Origin of the sequence: Paenibacillus oleatilyticus (assembly GCF_018998565.1) — a bacterium.
Classification (GTDB): Bacteria; Bacillota; Bacilli; order Paenibacillales; family NBRC-103111; genus Paenibacillus_G; species Paenibacillus_G oleatilyticus.
In genome coordinates this window covers 1-17,159 of sequence record NZ_JAHNZO010000007.1, presented here as the reverse complement: position 1 = coordinate 17,159, position 17,159 = coordinate 1, and the positions used below count along the sequence as shown (strand labels likewise).

General features: G+C 56.2%; 15 protein-coding genes. 2 read left to right on the top strand and 13 right to left on the bottom strand.

Annotated elements, in window-relative coordinates; genetic code table 11:
* Positions 1–19: 19 nt before the first annotated feature.
* Positions 20–706 carry a DUF2306 domain-containing protein gene (locus KQX66_RS11075; protein WP_216792526.1) on the bottom strand — a complete coding sequence of 229 codons (687 nt, stop codon included), beginning with the start codon at positions 704–706 and terminating at the stop codon, positions 20–22.
* 160 nt (positions 707–866) lie between these two features.
* On the opposite strand from KQX66_RS11075, the gene KQX66_RS11070 reads away from it, so the two are divergent.
* Entirely contained in the window at positions 867–1,469 is a 603-nt protein-coding gene (locus KQX66_RS11070; protein ID WP_216792525.1) for a TetR/AcrR family transcriptional regulator, read from the top strand.
* 113 nt (positions 1,470–1,582) lie between these two features.
* Here KQX66_RS11070 and KQX66_RS11065 read toward each other — a convergent pair whose 3' ends face one another.
* The 11 genes from KQX66_RS11065 to KQX66_RS11015 form a co-directional block, all read right to left on the bottom strand.
* Entirely contained in the window at positions 1,583–1,843 is a 261-nt protein-coding gene (locus tag KQX66_RS11065; protein WP_010493553.1) for a metal-sensitive transcriptional regulator, read from the bottom strand.
* A 15-nt stretch (positions 1,844–1,858) separates the two neighbouring features.
* Positions 1,859–4,309: a CoA-disulfide reductase gene (locus KQX66_RS11060; protein WP_216792524.1), complete on the bottom strand. Its 2,451-nt coding sequence runs from the start codon at positions 4,307–4,309 to the stop codon at positions 1,859–1,861.
* 143 nt (positions 4,310–4,452) lie between these two features.
* Complete coding sequence (locus tag KQX66_RS11055) at positions 4,453–5,988, bottom strand: solute symporter family protein (RefSeq protein ID WP_216792523.1); 1,536 nt, start codon at positions 5,986–5,988, stop codon at positions 4,453–4,455.
* A gap of 3 nt (positions 5,989–5,991) precedes the next feature.
* Positions 5,992–6,321, bottom strand: coding sequence for a DUF485 domain-containing protein (locus KQX66_RS11050; protein WP_216792522.1), 330 nt, complete (start codon positions 6,319–6,321; stop codon positions 5,992–5,994).
* A gap of 243 nt (positions 6,322–6,564) precedes the next feature.
* A complete protein-coding gene (locus tag KQX66_RS11045; RefSeq protein ID WP_216792716.1) occupies positions 6,565–7,347 on the bottom strand; it encodes a LytR/AlgR family response regulator transcription factor in 783 nt (260 codons plus the stop codon).
* Entirely contained in the window at positions 7,322–9,106 is a 1,785-nt protein-coding gene (locus KQX66_RS11040; protein WP_306665872.1) for a LytS/YhcK type 5TM receptor domain-containing protein, read from the bottom strand. Before KQX66_RS11040 ends, KQX66_RS11045 begins: the two co-directional genes overlap by 26 nt.
* Before the next feature lie 132 nt (positions 9,107–9,238).
* A complete protein-coding gene (locus tag KQX66_RS11035; RefSeq protein WP_216792520.1) occupies positions 9,239–9,667 on the bottom strand; it encodes a universal stress protein in 429 nt (142 codons plus the stop codon).
* A gap of 212 nt (positions 9,668–9,879) precedes the next feature.
* Positions 9,880–10,989 (bottom strand): UDP-N-acetylmuramoyl-tripeptide--D-alanyl-D-alanine ligase, encoded by a 1,110-nt coding sequence (locus tag KQX66_RS11030; RefSeq protein ID WP_216792519.1) that lies wholly within the window; start codon positions 10,987–10,989, stop codon positions 9,880–9,882.
* Positions 10,990–11,209: 220 nt separating this feature from the next.
* Positions 11,210–11,821, bottom strand: a complete 612-nt coding sequence (locus KQX66_RS11025) for a sulfite oxidase-like oxidoreductase (RefSeq protein WP_216792518.1) — start codon at positions 11,819–11,821, stop codon at positions 11,210–11,212.
* Positions 11,822–11,933: 112 nt separating this feature from the next.
* Positions 11,934–14,084 (bottom strand): PAS domain-containing sensor histidine kinase, encoded by a 2,151-nt coding sequence (locus tag KQX66_RS11020; RefSeq protein ID WP_216792517.1) that lies wholly within the window; start codon positions 14,082–14,084, stop codon positions 11,934–11,936.
* 53 nt (positions 14,085–14,137) lie between these two features.
* Positions 14,138–15,094, bottom strand: a complete 957-nt coding sequence (locus KQX66_RS11015; RefSeq protein WP_216792516.1) for a Gfo/Idh/MocA family protein — start codon at positions 15,092–15,094, stop codon at positions 14,138–14,140.
* Positions 15,095–15,300: 206 nt separating this feature from the next.
* On the opposite strand from KQX66_RS11015, the gene KQX66_RS11010 reads away from it, so the two are divergent.
* Positions 15,301–15,891 carry a hypothetical protein gene (locus KQX66_RS11010; RefSeq protein WP_216792515.1) on the top strand — a complete coding sequence of 197 codons (591 nt, stop codon included), beginning with the start codon at positions 15,301–15,303 and terminating at the stop codon, positions 15,889–15,891.
* Positions 15,892–15,999: 108 nt separating this feature from the next.
* Here KQX66_RS11010 and KQX66_RS11005 read toward each other — a convergent pair.
* A partial coding sequence (locus KQX66_RS11005; RefSeq protein WP_216792514.1) for a leucyl aminopeptidase occupies positions 16,000–17,159 on the bottom strand: 1,160 nt, incomplete at its 5' end.

Here is a 17,159-nt window from a genome sequence, read left to right as displayed (position 1 = left end):
CCGGCAAAATAGCCGAATGTCAGGCAATGACCTTATTTTTCTTATTTCCTGTCGGCATGATGGCCGCAGGTCTGGTATAAATAAAGCGGATGACGAATTCGGCCAGTGCGAAGTTCAGCACCAACGCGCCGTAGACTCCCAGCGTATAGCCGAGCGCATATTCGATGCCGAAGCCGTTATGAAACACAAACGTGAACATATGGATGAATAGATTCGTGAAGCAAAAAGCGTAGCTGCGAACCATCCATTTCCGATGGCCGTCGACCTGTTTTCGCTTGATTTGCACAATTGCCGCGACGGTCAATCCCATAAAAATAAGATTCATCACATTAAACGCGATGCTGTTGATTTTTCCTCCCGTCGAGTAAGGGGCCATATAGCCGGAAGTGAGAACGACAACCGCAACGGACAGGAGGTATACGTAGCCGTTTACCCGGTGCAGCTTCCAGTGCTTGCTTAATATTTTCGTCGAAAAGTTAATGGCCCCCGCGATCATGGCCAAGCAGGCGAACACAATATGAACATACATCACATTTAACCAGACCGGGACAACGACGGGACGTTTCAAGCCGGTTTTATGACTCAGAAATTCAGCTGCCTGCGGGTCATGAATGAAATTAACGTACGTCACGTAAAGCATATAAACGACGGCAACGACGATCATCAGCAGATATAGCGACTTGCTCCTGCTTTGCAGCCTTCTCATGCGAACTATCCCCTTTCCATTTCAGAGACCGGACCGTCCGGTTTCTTTTTTATTATATATTACCAAGTACTATACCTCACCCATAAAATGTTACAATATATGTACGAGCAAGCGAGCCCTTGAAATCCGCACAACGATAAGGCGAGAAAGGAATCTGTCCATGCGTAAAGGCGAACAAACGAAGGCCCATATCATTAAAAAATCCGCGGAGCTGTTTAATCTAAAGGGATACTCCGGATCAACAATACAAGATATTATGGAAGCGACCGGTTTGACCAAAGGAGGGATTTACCGCAACTTCTCCAATAAAGACGAAATTGCTTTTGCCGCGTTCGAATATGCGGGGAAGGTGCTGTGGGAGCATTTCTCGGCGGCGATGCAAGGCTCCGAGACCGCTACGGAGAAAATATTGGCGATGTGCGGCGTATACCGCGACGCGGTGCATCATCCTCCGCTCCAAGGCGGATGTCCCTTTCTAAATACCGCCATAGAAAGCGATCATTCGTACCCCAGCATGCGCGAGCACGCGCTGGCGGCTTATAACGGGATGCTGTCGTTTCTGCAAAGCATTTTACAGCAGGGTATTGCCGACGGGGAATTCCGGGCCGATCTGGATACCGAATCGGTGGCTTCCTTCGTCTTCTCCTCGATCGAAGGCGGCATTATGGCGAGCCGGTTGACCCGGGACAACAAGCATGTCGGCTATGCGATGAAGCATATTGAGCAATTGCTGGGCACCTATAAGCACGCTTCGGGAAAATAAGGCAGCGGAGGGATGGTTCCCTCCCTGGGCTTCTCCCTCCTTATCCTAACATGATGGTTCCAATCGTCCGATCACCCGCCATCGTGCCGTGCGGCGCAGGCCGCAGGCCCCCTCTATCGGCTCTTAACCAGCAGCTGCACGGCCTCTTGGATCACTTGATCGGGCGAGTTGCCTTTTTCCAGCTCCTCCCGGATACAATGCTCCAGATTCGCCCCGATGACCGTGCCGATCGTCCGGTCCACGGCCGTCCTTATCGCAGACAGCTGCGTTACGATGTCTCTGCAATCTTTTCCTTCTTCCAGCATGCCGAGCACTCCGCGGATTTGGCCTTCGATCCGCTTCAGCCGGTTTTTAACCGCATTATCATATTCCACACCGACTCACCTCTTCTAAATAAACAAATTCAACCCCGAATCCTCGGCATCGCCCAAATAAGTCGCTACGCCGGCATAATCGATACCGTCGATTAATTCTTCCTTGCGGATACCCATAATATCCATGCTCATCGTACAAGCGACCAGCTTGACACCGGAACGGATCGCATTGCCCATCAAGGCTTCCAGCGAATCGACATGTTTGCGCTGCATGACGCGGCGAATCATTTTGGCGCCAAGACCTCCCATGTTCATTTTGGACAAAGGAAGGGCGGCCGCGCCTTTGGGCATCATCATCCCGAACATTGCCTCCAAGCCTTCCTTCTTGATGGCCGGGGCTTCGGCCTTGCGCAGCACGTTCAAGCCCCAGAAGGTGAAAAACATCGTGACCGGCTTGCCCATCGCCGCGGCCCCCGAGGCGATGATGAAGGCGGCGATCGTTTTGTCCAGGTCGCCGCTGAACACGACCATGGTCGCGCCGTTTTTGGGCGAGGCCGAGACGGATTGCTGCGGTGAGGCACCGGCCCCTTTCACGAGCACCGCCCGCACGCCTTCGGGCGAAGATTCGACCGTCTCCAGCGGATTGCCTGTTTTTTCGCACCATTTGGCAATATCCGCGGCGAATCCGAAATCGGTGGCCTTCACTTCGAGCCGTTCTCCCGGCGCCATCTGCCGGACCGCTTCGTATACTTTCATAATAGGGCCTGGACACTGCAATCCGCAAGCGTCGACCTGAACCTGAGGTTGAACAGGAGGGGCCGGGGATGCGGCCGGTACCTCCGACGGAGCGCTGCCCGTCTCGGGAGCGGGATGCGGCGGCTCGTCAGCCATCGCGGCGTACGTTCTGTAGCCCCCGTCCAAATTGCGCACCCGGTACCCGTGCTGCTGAAGAAGGCGGGCCGCGACATAACCCCGCAGACCGACCTGACACGAGACGACAACCGGATGCTGGAGCGGCAGCTCGTGCAGCCGGTTGCGCAAATCGTTCAGCGGAATGCAGACCGAACCCGGAATGTAGCCCGCCATCCGTTCGGCGTCGTCCCGGACGTCGACGAGCAGTCCGCCGCCCTCGACATACGCATCCACCTCGTGCCACTGCATCGTCTCGACCAAGCCTTCCATCACGTTGGATGCGACGTATCCGGCCATGTTAACCGGGTCCTTGGCCGACGAATACGGCGGCGCATACGCCAGCTCCAGATCGGCCAGCTCGGTTGCCGTCAGCCCTCCGCGCATCGCCGCGGAAATCACGTCGATCCGCTTGTCTACCCCATCCTGCCCGACAGCTTGCGCGCCATAAATCGCACCGCTTGCTTTATCGAACAGCAGCTTGAGCGACAGCGGCGCAGCTCCGGGATAATACCCGGCGTGGGAGGCCGGATGGATATGGATAGCCTCATACGGAACCCCCAGCTTGTTCAACGTCTTCTCATTCACCCCGGTGACGGCCGCGGTCAGGTCGAACGCTCGGACAATCGCCGTTCCGTAAGCCCCGGGGTAAGACGCTTTCCGCCCTTGAATCGCGTCTGCAACCAGCCGCCCTTGACGGTTGGCCCCCCAAGCAAGCGGCACCACCGTTTCGAAGCCGAGCGTCCGGTCTTTGACTTCGATCGCATCGCCGACCGCGTAGATGGACGGATCGCTCGTTTGCAGCCGCTCGTTTACACGGATGGCTCCTCTTACACCAAGCTCAAGCCCCGCTTCACGGGCCAATCCACTCTCCGGCGTCACGCCGATCGCCAGCAGCAGCATGTCCGTCCGGAGAACTTGCCCCGAGGACAGGCGCAGCGTTTTCCCGCGATCTTCGATCGCGACGACGGACGCACCAAGCACAAGATCGACTCCTTGGAGACGCATGTGCCGTTCCACCGGCTTGGCCATCTCGGGGTCAAGCGGCCCCAGCACCTGTCCGTTCCGCTCCACCAGCGTCACTTCAAGACCGCGATGGCGCAGGTTTTCGGCCATTTCGACGCCGATAAACCCTCCGCCGATAATGGCGGCATGACCCGGCTTGTGCTCGTCAAGCCAGCCGTGAATCCGATCCGTATCGGGAATATTGCGCAGCGTGAACACCGCTTCCGCCTCAGTTAAGCCGGGAATTTCCGGCACGATGGGCTTCGCCCCCGGCGATAAGACGAGAACATCGTAAGGATATTCCGTTTCTTCTCCGGTATCCAGCTGCTTCACCCGGACTTTTTTGCCCGCCCGGTCGATCGCCGTCACTTCCGTTCGCACCTTAACGTCGATGCCAAACCGGTCTTTCATCCCCCGCGGCGATTGAAGCAGCAGCTTGTCGCGGGATGCAATCGTCCCCCCGATATAATAAGGCAGCCCGCAATTGGCAAACGAAATATGCTCCCCGCGTTCGAACATCGTGATCGAATCGTGCTCGTTCAAACGTCTTAATCGGGCCGCCGCCGTAGCGCCGCCCGCCACTCCGCCAACGATGACAATATTTTTAGGCACGGTAATCATCAGTCCTTTTCTATAAAATATTAAATACCCTGTGGGGTATATAATATACCCATAGGGGTATAACAGTCAACCGGACAACGAGAAAAAGGAGCCGTGCGCCCGCACGACTCCCGAACCACCTTATTCTCTTCAACTCACACGACCTCTTGCATGCCCGTATTCGCTTTTACCAGAATCTCATCGTACTTCTCGTCGTTGCGCTTGGAGGACAGCAAGGTTCCGGCGATGGCGCCCACGAATCCGATCGGGATCGAGATGATGCCCGGATTCGTCAGCGAAATCAGCGGCTCTCCGACGAGTATTGCTTTCCCTGCGACCGGGTCAAACACGTTGGGGCTGACCAACACCAGAATCAACGAGCTGATCAAGCCTACGAGCATTCCCGTCACGGCGCCGGCGGTATTGAATCTGCGCCAGAACACGGTGAACACAAGGACCGGCAGATTGGCGCTTGCAGCGACGGCGAAGGCCAACGAGACCAGAAAAGCAACGTTCAGCTTCTGGGCAAACAGCGCCAGTATAATCGAAATAATCGCGACCCCGACAGAGGCCAGCTTCGCAGACCTTACCTGCTCCTTTTCCGTCGCCTTCCCCTTACGCAAAATATGGCTGTAGAAGTCGTGCGCGAAGGCCGAGGCTGCCGAGAGCACGAGACCGGCGACGACCGCCAGAATCGTAGCGAACGCTACCGCCGAGACGAAAGCGAACAGGAAGTCTCCTCCGAGTGCCTTAGCCAGCAGCGGGGCCGCCATGTTGCCGGCCGCGTTCGCCTGCACGATCACATCCTTCCCGACAAAAGCAGCCGCGCCGAAGCCGAGGAAAATCGTCATGACATAGAACAGCCCGATAACCCAAGTCGCGACAACCACGGACTTCCTTGCGGTCGGGGCGTCTTTTACCGTAAAAAAGCGGATCAAAATATGCGGCAGGCCCGCGGTGCCGAGCACGAGCGCCAGATTGAGCGAGATCGTATCCAGCCCGTTCGTAAACTTGTTGCCCGGATTCAGGAAAGCTTCTTTCAGCGGCGTGGCCGTGGCCATCGCATCAAACATATGAAGGAGATTAAAATCGAATTTGGCAAACACAATCAGCGATATGATGAACGTTCCCGCCATCAGCAGCACGCACTTGATGATCTGTACCCAGCTCGTGGCTGTCATCCCGCCGAAGACGACGTAGACGGTCATCAGCGCGCCGACGATCAAGACCGAGGTCGAATATTCGAGACCAAGCAGCAGTTTGATCAAGGCTCCGGCGCCGACCAATTGGGCGATCATATAAAAGATCGAGATCGTGATCGAATTCAACGCCGCCACGCCCCGTACTTTCTTGTTGTCGAAACGGGCCGCGATCATATCCGCCATCGTATATTTTCCCAGATTGCGCAGCGGTTCCGCGACCAAATATAGCACGACAAGGTACGCAACCAGAAAGCCGATGCTGTAAAAGAAGCCGTCGAAGCCGAACAGCGCCACCATGCCGGCGATCCCCAGGAACGAAGCCGCAGACATGTAGTCGCCCGCTATGGCCAGACCGTTCTGCCAACCCGTTAACCCGCCCCCGGCGGTGTAAAATTCGCTGGCGGTCTTTGTTTTTTTGGCCGCATAATACGTAATGACCAGCGTTCCCGCCACGATGATCAGAAACAAGAGAAAGGCCGTATTCATCATCGGCTACCCCACCTTCCGCAGGCTCGTTTTGGATTCGTCTTTGATCTGTTCGGCCAAGGCGTCGAACTCGACCGCCTTGCGGGTATACAGCGAACACAGCACCCAGGTCATAATAAATTGCGCGAAAGCGAAAATCCATGCCCACGTGATCGAACCGACCGCTTTGGTGTTCAGCACTTGAGAATACGAGGTCAGGACCGGAAGAACGAAGTAGAACACGAGGAAAAAGATCGACATCGGCAGGATAAAACGTTTCTTCTGGACCATCAGCCTGCGAAACGTATCGGAGCGTACGATTTCGCTGTAAGCATTCCTTCGGGATTGTTCTTTCATTAGTTTTCCCTCCTGCAAAGATTGATCGTCGCTCTTGGTCTAACGTCTGCCGGAAGTACCGGCCGCCGCGCTATCGGAACCGGGATGCTTTATTCATCGGTCCCAGATCCCAGTAATTTACTTGTAAGCGCTTTATAATTGTAGCATAGGAATGTACGGATCACTTGAACTTCGGCGCGAAATGTCAAAAAACGTCCCTCAAACGGATAAAAGCCGTCCTGAACGGCGGCCTTTCCCGGTCTGCTAGTCTCCCTGCAGCCGCTTGATCAATTCCTTGGCCGCCACTCTGGACAAAGGCACTTTACTCCGCCCGGCATCCTTCAAGACGACGTTGTAAGCGCCGTTAAACCACGGCTCGATTTCATCGATGCGGTCCACGTTCACCAAGTAGCTGCGGTGCGTCCGGAAAAAAGCATACCCGGTCAGCTTCTCCTCGAGCTCCTGAAGCGTTTGCCGGGTCGCATGCACCTGCCCGTCGGCCATATGAATTTGCGTCAGCTTCTCTTCCTTGACCGCATAGCTGATCTTCGCAGGCTCGACCACTACCATACGGCTGCCGTCATCGATGAGCAACTTCGGCTTGAATGCACTCCGGGACCGGATCGCCCCATCCGAAGCCAGTGAAGCCGTCGCGGCAGCGGGCGGGATCGCCGTTCCTTCGGAGGGAGTCCGCATTTTGCGTATTTTTTGCAGCGTTTGACGAAGACGTTCCTCGTCGTAAGGCTTTAACAAATAATCCACCGCTTCCAGACGGAACGCTTCCACGGCATACTGCTCGTAAGCCGTAGCAAAAACAATATGCGGCCGCGGCTCGACATCCATCAGCTTGTGTGCGGTCTGCACCCCATCCAGACCAGGCATGTGAATGTCGAGAAAGACGACATCCGGCTTGTGCACCGCTGCCAGCTCCAGCAGTTGGACCCCGCTCGCAGCAAAAGGCAGCAGCTCGACATCCCGCTCCCGGGACAATAAATAAGTCAGCTCCTCCCGCGCCAGCCGCTCATCCTCTGCGATCATTACTTTCATCTGTCGCTTCACGCCTTTCCTCCGCTTGATAAGGTATCGTACATTCGATGCGCGCCCCTCCCTCGGGCGGATTGGAAAATTTCAGCCCGGCCTCCGGGCCGAACAGGTGGATCAGCCGCCGGTTCACGTTATAGACTCCGATGCCCGTGCTCCCGCTCCCGCCGCCCGTGACTGGGGAAGCCCCCAGCGTCTCCAATACGTCCGCCGGAAAACCATTGCCGTTGTCCTTGACCACAATGCGAACCCCGTCCGCTACGCGACGGAGCTCGACATGAATGTCGCCCCTGTCCGTCCGCCCTTGAAAGCCGTGATGGATGCTGTTTTCGACCAGCGGCTGAAGCGTGGAGGGCGGGATGGATACGGACTCCAGGCCGGGATCGCACTGACAATCGACGGAAAGCTGGTCCTCGAACCGGATATTCACGATACCGAGGTACGTATGAAGATGCTCCAATTCCTTATACAGCGGGACCAGCGGCGCTTGGGTCATCGTCAGGTTCATGCGCATGTAATGCCCGAGCTGCACGGTAACCCGTCTGGCCGCTTCGGGCTTGATCCGAATCAGCGTGACGATCGCATTAAGCGTATTGAACAAAAAGTGCGGGTTAATTTGCGCTTGAAGCGCTTTCAACTCTGCATCCTTCATCAAGCTTCTCAGCTGCTCCGCCATCGCGATATCGAGCTGAATCGAGATCAGCTTGCTCAGCCCCTGGGCAAAAGCCTCCTCCACCGGGCGGATCTGCCTGACGCCGGGATAATACAATTTAATTAATCCCGCGACTTGACCCCCGCTTCGAATCGGAACGATAATCGCCGCGCCGATCGCCGGGTGATGCGGCTGAATCTGCTCCTTCGTTCGGGCAATCTGAATCTCCCCGGTTTGGACCGCCTTCCTCGACAACTCCGAAGCGATCGGCGTTCCCTGGATGCCCGGCATCATCCCTGTGCCTGCATGCGCCAAGATTTGCTTCGTATCCGTAATGGCGACCGCACTGGCGCGAAGCTCGCGGCGCAGCACATTGGCCGCCGCTTCGGCGGTCTCGAAGGTCAGCCCCTGCTTAAGAAACGGAAGCGCCATTTCCGCGATATGCAGCGCCCGCTGCGTCTCGGAGGCGGCAGCCCGCTCCTCCTCCTTCATCGCCGCCTGAATCATCGCGACCAAAATGCCGACCCCTACGCTGGTGGCCGCCACCATCGGTATTCCGATGAGATCCACTGTACGGATCGCGGCAGGCGAAGATTCGTTCACGATCAGTACAACGCCCATTTGCAGGATGGGAGCGAATACGCTAATAAACAGCGCCTTCACCGGCGCGATGACTCTTTCTTCGGCAAAGAAGCGGGCGACCAGTCCGGCCAAGAGCCCCAGAATCGGCGTAGACACCGCATCGGCTATGCCAGTAATTCCGCCCAGGCTGTAAGCGTGAATGCCGGAGATGAGACCTGCCCCCGTGCCTACAGCGACCCCGCCAAGCAGACCGGCCACCATCACCCCGATCAGCGCCGAATCCGCCATCGCCTCCTCCGGCTGAAGGGAAGCCACCAAAAAGGAAGAGTCGACCCTCTCTCCGGTAATCGTCACCCCGGCGTACGTGCCTCCGATGCTGACCAGACCGAAAACGAGCGAAAACGTCAATCCGGTCTTCCAATCCGGCCTCCGGTCGAGCAGGTAACGGAACTGCGGGATTCGGGTAAGGATGAACGTGATCAACAATAGCAAGCCCATCCGCTCCATGAGCAGCAAGGTTAAGTGCTGCATCCGCATCCCCCGTTTCTTGGCTAGTTATCCCCATTATACCCGGAAATGAGCATGGGAGAGTAAACTTTTTGGATCGACTGCGGCCCTGCTTTTAGAGATAAAAAAAGCACCTTGCAGGTGCGTTGAACCGAGCTACTTGACAATCAGCACCGGAACTTTGGAGTGCTGAACCACATGATGGCTGACGCTGCCAAGAACAAACTCGCGCAGGCCGCTTAGTCCTCTGCTTCCCATAATGATCAGGTCGCTTCCGCTTTCTTCGGCGTATTCCAGAATGGCAAGAGCCGGCTCTCCCTGCTTCAGGATCACGTTGACCTCAGGCAGCGGCGAGGTTAAGCGTTTGGCTTCATCGATCATAGCTTGGGCGGCGAGCAAGTAATCTTTCTCCTCGTTGAACGGTGCGGCATACAGCGGCCCTCCGAACACGGGAACGGGAATGTGACAGACATGAATTACTTCAAGCCTCGCGGCATGATCTTGAGCAAATTTTATGGCCTTTTCCAACGCTTTTACCGATAATGCCGAGCCGTCGAATGCGGTTAATATGTTTTGATATGGCATGAAAAACATCCCTTTCCCTGAGATCTATTATCATTTATGTTACCGTTCTTCCACCCCGATCGGAATGACATTGATCACAGTATTGCGGCAACACGGGGAAATACAAATGTAAACACAACCATACGAAAAAAATAGAAATAAGGTGCGCCAAATGTGACCATACAAAAACCGGCGTCCGATACGAACGCCGGTCATTTCACGATTCATGCATTCTATCTGCTTCTGAAATAAATTTGCTTCAAATACGCTACTGTTTTGTCCATCCTCATCTGATTTGACCCTTTTACAAGAATAGTCGTGCCCGGTTGTATAACACGAGCCAATGCCTTGTGAAGCTGCGCCCTGGAGACGAAGCTGTGCAAGCTTTTGGCGGGAAAGCCTGCTAGCTTGGCTCCAGCGATAATCTGTGAGGCATGTTTTCCGATTGCGAATATATGGGTGATGTTTTTTCGCGCTGCATATCTTCCTATTTCGTTATGGCCTTTAACTGCATATGCGCCTAATTCCGACATGGAACCCAGTACGGCAATTTTTTTGTTTTTGCCGGTAACGTACAATACATCAAGGGCGGCTTTTACCGCGTCCGGATTTGCGCTGTAAGAATCATCGATTAATCTTATGCCTCTTCTCAAGTTGTAGACGTACAGCCGTCTTTTTGGCTTTTCATAGCTTTTGAGGCCGTTCTGGATCTGCTTCGGTGTAAAACCTAAACGATGAGAAATGCCAATGGCAAACAACGCGTTATAAATATTATGCCTACCTAAAATAGGGATATAAAAACGGTGTTCTTTCCCGTCAAGCTTCACCCGGAATGTCATTCCACGTTTACCGTTATGGATTTGAGACGCCCGGTAAACAGCTTTGTTGCGGATTCCGATTCGCACGATGCGGCCCTTGAATCCCTTCGTTCGCAGCAGTTTGGAATACTGGTCATCGGCGTTCAACCATAAGGTCCCTGTCGATTTCATGTAACGGATTAATTCCGACTTTGCCTTGGCCACACCTTGAATTCGGCCGCCAAAATTGCCGATATGGGCCTTTCCAATGTTGGTGATAACGCCTATATTAGGACGAATATAGTGGCAGTGGCGTTTGATATTTCCGTAATATTGCATGCCATATTCCAATACAACGGCCCGGTGAACAGAACGGAGCAATTTTGCATGCCTTTTGGTAGCCGACACGGCATTTCGATTTTGGGGCGATTTGAAGATTCTCCAACGTTTCTTCAATACCGCGGCAATCATTTCTTTGGTTGTCGTTTTACCGGAGCTGCCGGTGACCGCAATGATCGGTTTGTACAGAATTGATTTTTTCCTCATACTTTCCCGTCCACCGCCAATCGTAAAATGTCTCCCTTAAAAGACTTATCCCTTAATGAACACGATTTACGATTATTTTAAAGGATAGCAATTTTGTCCCAACAGGGGTACATGCCTGATTAATGAGAGACATTACAGAGCGCGGATGAAGCCAGGAAGCCAAACGTAAAACCGGCACCTGTCGTTACAGATGCCGGTCTTTTCGGAGCTTTGTGCTCCGTCAATCAAAATCGTACCTTTCCTCGGCCCAAGGATCGCCATACATATGATACCCGTTCCGTTCCCAAAAGCCCGGCTTGTCCTTCTCCATAAATTCGATGCCGCGCAGCCATTTGGCGCTTTTCCAGAAGTACAGGTGCGGGACGACCGCGCGCACGGGATAGCCGTGCTCCGGCGACAGCAGCACGCCGTTATGCCGAATACCGAGAAACGTCGTGTCGCGCAGGAAATCCGCCAAAGGCAGGTTCGTGCTCCACCCGTGCTCGGCGTGCAGCATCACGTACTGCGCTTCCGGCTTCAGCTTGATCCGCTCCATCAGCGTCGCTACGGCCACGCCTTCCCAGACATTGTCCAGCTTGGACCAGGTCGTGACGCAGTGGATGTCGTTGCGGAACTCCCGGCGCGGCAGCGCCAAAAACTGTTTATAGCTCAGCGTCAGCTCCTCGTCCACCAGCCCGAACAGGCGCAGACTCCATTTGCCCATGTCGTTGTAGTAAGGAATTTCGCCATAATGCAGCACGGGAAAGCCTTCCGTCACCTTCTGGCCGGGAGGCACACGCTCCGGCGCAGGTCCTCCCGCTTCCGGCTGCGCTATCTTATTATCCGTCGTCATAAACTACGCCTCCTTTTCACGCTGCGTCTTCTCCTTCTAGTATACCCGTAAAAGGGGGGCTGCACATTGTGGTGGCTCAACCGGCTTCACCTTAAAGTGCACCTGCCGACTGCTAACGGTGGATTGGCAGCGTGACCTGAATCGTCGTGCCAACGCCCACCTCGCTGGCGATGTGAATTCGGCCCTTGTGATGCTCGATAATTTTGTGGCTGACGAGCAGGCCGAGTCCCGTCCCCGCTTCTTTGGTCGAATAGAACGGCTCGCCGATCTGCCGCAGCTGCTCCTGCGAAATGCCGCAGCCCTGATCGGCAATGCGAACCAAGGCAAGTCCCTGCCCCACGGCCTCCATACTTACGTCAATCGTCCCCCCTCGCGGCATCGACTCGAATGCATTTTTCAAAAAGTTGACGAACACCTGCTTGATCTGATTCGGATCGCAGCGAATCGGCAGCGGCTCGCAGGTTGGAAAGAAGCGGATCTCGATGTTAAGAAGCGTCGCCTGCGCGCCCGTCAGCATCACGACCTCTTGAACGAGCACGGCGAGGTCGGTGATTTTCATTTGCACGGCTTGCGGCTTGGCCAGCATCAGCAGCTCGCTGATAATCATCTCGATCCGCTCCAGCTCCTCCTTCATAACCGGCAAATATTGCGAATAGCTGTGCTCCGAGCGGCCCATCAGCTGAACGAAGCCTTTGAGCGCCGTCAGCGGATTGCGGATTTCGTGAGCGACCCCTGCGGCAAGCTGCCCGGCAATCGTCAGCTTCTCGGACTTGAGCAGGAGCTCGTCCTTCCGCTTCTGCTCCGTAATATCCTTGGCGATAAGGTAACAGCCGACCTGCTTTCGGTTGACGTAGATCGGGGCCGGCGTTGCAACCAGATAGACTGGCTCACCCGACTTGCGGACGATCTGCATTTCCATGCCGGACAAGGCGCCTTCGTGCATGATTTTATGAAGCAGCGTATGCGCTTCCTCTTCTTCCGGTGCCAGCAAATCGGCAAAAGGCATGCCAATCAGCTCCAGTACGGAGTAGCCGGTAATGGTTTCGGCCGCAGGGTTGGCCGACGTGATGATCCCGCTCTTATTGAGCGAGACGATCGCGTCCAAATTATATTTTTTGAGCGACGTATACCGGTCTACGCTTTCTTCAAGCATTTGCAGCATCAGCTTCTGGCCCGTAATATCCTGGATCGTCCCGCTGATCCGAAGCGGTCTTCCTTTCGAGGTCAATGTCGTAGCGCTTTGAATCCGAATGAACTTGACCGTCCCGTCGTTCAGAACAATTCTGCATTCGACTTCAACTTCGCGTCCGGTCAACGCTCGCCGCATCGACTGCCGCGCCGCCTCCCGGTCATTCGGGTGAATGCGGGCCATCAGCTCCTCGCACGTTATGTTTGCATGCAGATCGGTTTGTAAAATGCGGCGCAGCTCGCCCGACAACAGCATTTTGCCGGATAGCTCGTCCCATTCAAAGCTGCCCAAACGGGCGATGCGCTGCGATTGCGCCAGATTCTGCTCGCTATGGCGAAGCGCTGCCTGCGCCCGCTCCCGTTCCGTAACGTCCCGGCCGATATAGATTTCTTTCACTTGGAGTCCTTCCGGGTCGGCGACCCGCTTCACGGAAACTTCAAACCAGACGTAATACCCCTGCTTGTGGCGAATCCGGCAGATGAACGAATCGGATTCCCGAAAGGTTTGTTCTCCCAAAGACTCAAGATCGTCCGGATGGATGAATTCGGAGGCGTGCTTTCCGATCAGTTCCTCCGGTTCGAAGCCAAGCTGATGCTTGAGCGAAGCCGGGGAAACGAACTGCAGCACACCGTCAATCCCGTAAGAGACGACGTCGCGGGTATGCTCCGAGACCATCTCGTACAGCTCCGCCGCTTGGAGCATCTTCGGTTCCTCAGCTTCCGGCCATTCCGAGGCATAGGCGCAGAAACCGGCATACGACCCGTTTTGATCGCGGATGAGGATGACGTCGAGTTTTACCCGGACCGTACCGCCGTCCTTGCGCAGGTAGCGTTTGACCACCGCTATCCCGGATGCGGCGCCAGACTCAAGCAGCGGGGCGGCTGCCTCCTTAACGCCGGGGTCCTTCGGATAAGTAAACTGCTTCTCCAGCCGGTTCGCCAGCTCGTCTTCGGCGTAGCCCAGCAGGCGGCCGAACGCGGGGTTGACCCTGATAAAATATCCCTCCGCCGAAATGATTGCAATACCGCCGGGGGCATAGGTAAAGCAGTGCTTGATCAGGGACTCTTGCTCCATAAAAAGCAGACACCTCCTTCGACATGTCAACCTGACGTAGTCCCCGCTTCATTTCATTCCGGGAAAAGCTTTTCCACCAGGCGGTGAGCCGGTAACGTCCGGTCGGCGCGAATCGTGCAGCGCGAAGGGTCAGCTATGCATTCCAGGAAATGATCCACCGCATCGGCAAACCCCCGGCGGCGCAAGATCGAATCCCAGCTTCCGAACGTTTGCTCTTGAGGGGAAGCGCCCGCTGTTCTCCATACGGCGGTTTCCATGTTCAGCACTTCGGCGGACCGGCCGCTTCCGTGCAGCTCCAACTGTTCCAGATCGGCTCCCGCTTGGCGTACCATGCTGAACTGCGCAACTGCCGAGTCCGGCGAGGAGGATGCGGATGCGCCATGGCCGAAAGTCAAGGTTCCCGCTCCGAACAAAAGCCGTCCTTCCTGATCGGTGCGCTGCCGGTACGACGCCATGTCAAAAGCGTCTCCGCCAAGCCACAGCAATAAATCGAGCATGTGAATCAAGTCGTCGTACAGCGTGTGCTTGGCGCTGTGGCTTTGCAGCTTCGTCCGGTGTTTCGCCGCCGTCACCAGATCGAAGCCGCCCCCTTCCTCCATCCATCGCTTGGCGTGCACATACAGCGGCGCAAAGCGGCGGTTGAACCCGACGGCAAGCAGCAGCCCGCGTTCGGCGGCATAGGCCGCCATCCGTTCCGAAGCTTCGATGTCGTAAGCGAGAGGCTTATCGACGTAGACGTGAATTCCCTCCTTTAAGCATGTCGTCACGATCGTATCGTGCGTTTCTGTCGGACTGTGGACGAATACCGCCTCCGGTTTGGCCTGACGCAGCATTTCCGCGAGGGAAGCGTATCTTCCGGAGATCCGGTACTGTTCGCCGATTCGGTCTACAGTCGACATCGAACGGCTGGACAGCCCCACGATATCGACTTTCTCGCTCGCGGATAATAGCGGCAAATATACTTTTTGGGCGATATCTCCCAGCCCGATGATGCCGATTTTGCGTTTCATTCGGATGTCCCCCCGATATATGGTTGGTTGATGTTACAATTGATCTCCGGCGGTACAGCAATGAACCGGAGTGCCGACGCGATCCTTACAAAAAATTGACAATCCGCGAACAGGCTGATCGCTTTCAAAGGCTGTAAAGGTTATGGTAGAATAGGAGTGTCGGCTGTTTTTTTGAAAATGCCTGATCATCTGGGGGATTTACATTCATGTTTAAATCAAACAAGTGGTTGCTCGTATTATCCGTTATTGTATTTATCGGTCTGCTTGGGCTCTCGGTTTACTATGAATCCATCGTCTACTTGTATGCGGCCAGCGCGCTGCCGGTCGCGATCGTCATATTTTTGCCAGACTTGGGACGGATTCAATACATTCGCTTGAAGCCGAAAGCCGGGGTCCGGTTCGTAAAACAAACCATCGGCGGCGATCCGGTGCTGACCATCGCGTTCAAGCCCGGGTTTATTCGTTGGAATCATAGCCGCAAGCTGTATTTTCACTTAAACAGTATGGGGAGTAGTGAATCTACCGGAGCGCCGGAAGCCAAAGCGGCGGGCGGCTCCGACAGCACCGAAGCGGCGCTGGCCGTACTTCCCTTTGACCTGTCCCTCCATCCCCGCAAGCAGGGGTGGATCGGCATCGACCTCCCGCAATTGGCCGAGCGGACCCGCAGCCTGTCTTATACGACCGACGAAGTGTCGCGGCTGCTCATTCGGATGGCCGATCTGGAGGAAGCGGCGATGAAGGTGATGGTTACGCCCGGCGCGGTAACGGCGAACGAGGGCAAACAGCTTCAGGCTTAATTGCCGGAGCGACCGCAGTCTCTGCTTTATTGGATCGCAAAAAAGCGGATTTCCAAGCGTACGCAACAGCGCCGCTGCGGAATCCGCTTTTTTGCGTTTCGCCTGGATCTACCCGTTCAATACGGAATGGCACAGATAGCCGCTTAACGTGCGCACCATCGCCCCCGTGCCGCCCAGCGGCTCCGTCCCCCGTTCGCTCCACAGCCATGCCGTGCCGCCCGTATCCAAATGCACCCAAGGCGTCTCCCCGGCGAAAAAGCCGATGAACAGCCCGCCCGTAATACTGCCGGCCCAGCGGTCGCGCGAGGTAGAGTTCCGGATATCGGCCACTTGGCTCTTCAGCATGTCGTGATATTCCGGATAGTTCGGCAAAGGCCACACCTTTTCCCCCGCCCGCTTGGCGGCGGACAGCAGCTCCTGCAGCATTGGCTCGTCATTCGCAACGGCTCCGGTCGCCACGTCGCCGAAGCAAACCAGCACCGCGCCGGTCAGCGTCGCGATATCGATCAGGCGCGTCGCCCCGAGCGATTTCGTATACAGCACACCGTCCGCTAATACGATCCGCCCTTCGGCGTCCGTGTTGAGCACTTCGATCGTCTGGCCGTTCATCGCCGTAATGACGTCGCCAGGCTTAAAGGCCGAGCCGGAAGGCATGTTCTCGGCCGCCGGAATGACGATCACCGCATTGACCGATGGCTTGAGCCGGCCGAGCGCATGGATCAGACCGAGCAGCACGGCGGCTCCGCCCATGTCGCTGATCATCTCTTCCATCCCTTCCGGCTTCTTGAGCGAGATGCCGCCGGTATCGAAGGTGATGCCTTTACCGACAAGGCCGATCACTTCGGCGTTCTCCTCCGCCGTCCCCCGATAGTGGACGGCAATCATGCGCGGCGGGTTCACGCTGCCCTTGCCGACGGCCTCCAGGCCGCCCATGCCCTGCTCGCGAATGCCGTGCTCGTCGAGCACCGTGCATTCCATCCCGTACCGGGCGGCCAAGGTCTGCGCTTCCCGCGCGAGCGTCTCCGGCACCAAATAGTTGCCGGGCAGGTTCGTGAGGTCGCGGGCATAGTTCGTCGCCAGCGCCAGCGCTTCCGCGGCGAAGACCGCACGCTCGAGTCCCGCGAGCGTCTCCGGGGCCTCCGCCCTGCCGTGCAGCAGGGCGACTTCCCGCAGCGCGGGCGGCTGCGCCCCGCCGGCGGCGGCATAGCTCGGCATGCGGTACGCGCCGAGCCAGAGCCCTTCCGCGAGCGCCTGCGCCAGCTCGCGGG

Excerpts from the sequence above, each read along its gene's own strand:
- KQX66_RS11075 (WP_216792526.1), bottom strand. The coding sequence starts at position 706 with ATGAGAAGGCTGCAAAGCAGGAGCAAGTCGCTATATCTGCTGATGATC.
- KQX66_RS11045 (WP_216792716.1), bottom strand. The coding sequence starts at position 7,347 with ATGAAAGTAATGATCGCAGAGGATGAGCGGCTGGCGCGGGAGGAGCTG.
- KQX66_RS11035 (WP_216792520.1), bottom strand. The coding sequence starts at position 9,667 with ATGCCATATCAAAACATATTAACCGCATTCGACGGCTCGGCATTATCG.
- KQX66_RS11040 (WP_306665872.1), bottom strand. The coding sequence starts at position 9,106 with ATGCAGCACTTAACCTTGCTGCTCATGGAGCGGATGGGCTTGCTATTG.
- KQX66_RS11030 (WP_216792519.1), bottom strand. The coding sequence starts at position 10,989 with ATGAGGAAAAAATCAATTCTGTACAAACCGATCATTGCGGTCACCGGC.
- KQX66_RS11070 (WP_216792525.1), top strand. The coding sequence starts at position 867 with ATGCGTAAAGGCGAACAAACGAAGGCCCATATCATTAAAAAATCCGCG.
- KQX66_RS11050 (WP_216792522.1), bottom strand. The coding sequence starts at position 6,321 with ATGAAAGAACAATCCCGAAGGAATGCTTACAGCGAAATCGTACGCTCC.
- KQX66_RS11015 (WP_216792516.1), bottom strand. The coding sequence starts at position 15,094 with ATGAAACGCAAAATCGGCATCATCGGGCTGGGAGATATCGCCCAAAAA.
- KQX66_RS11055 (WP_216792523.1), bottom strand. The coding sequence starts at position 5,988 with ATGATGAATACGGCCTTTCTCTTGTTTCTGATCATCGTGGCGGGAACG.
- KQX66_RS11025 (WP_216792518.1), bottom strand. The coding sequence starts at position 11,821 with ATGACGACGGATAATAAGATAGCGCAGCCGGAAGCGGGAGGACCTGCG.
- KQX66_RS11020 (WP_216792517.1), bottom strand. The coding sequence starts at position 14,084 with ATGGAGCAAGAGTCCCTGATCAAGCACTGCTTTACCTATGCCCCCGGC.
- KQX66_RS11010 (WP_216792515.1), top strand. The coding sequence starts at position 15,301 with ATGTTTAAATCAAACAAGTGGTTGCTCGTATTATCCGTTATTGTATTT.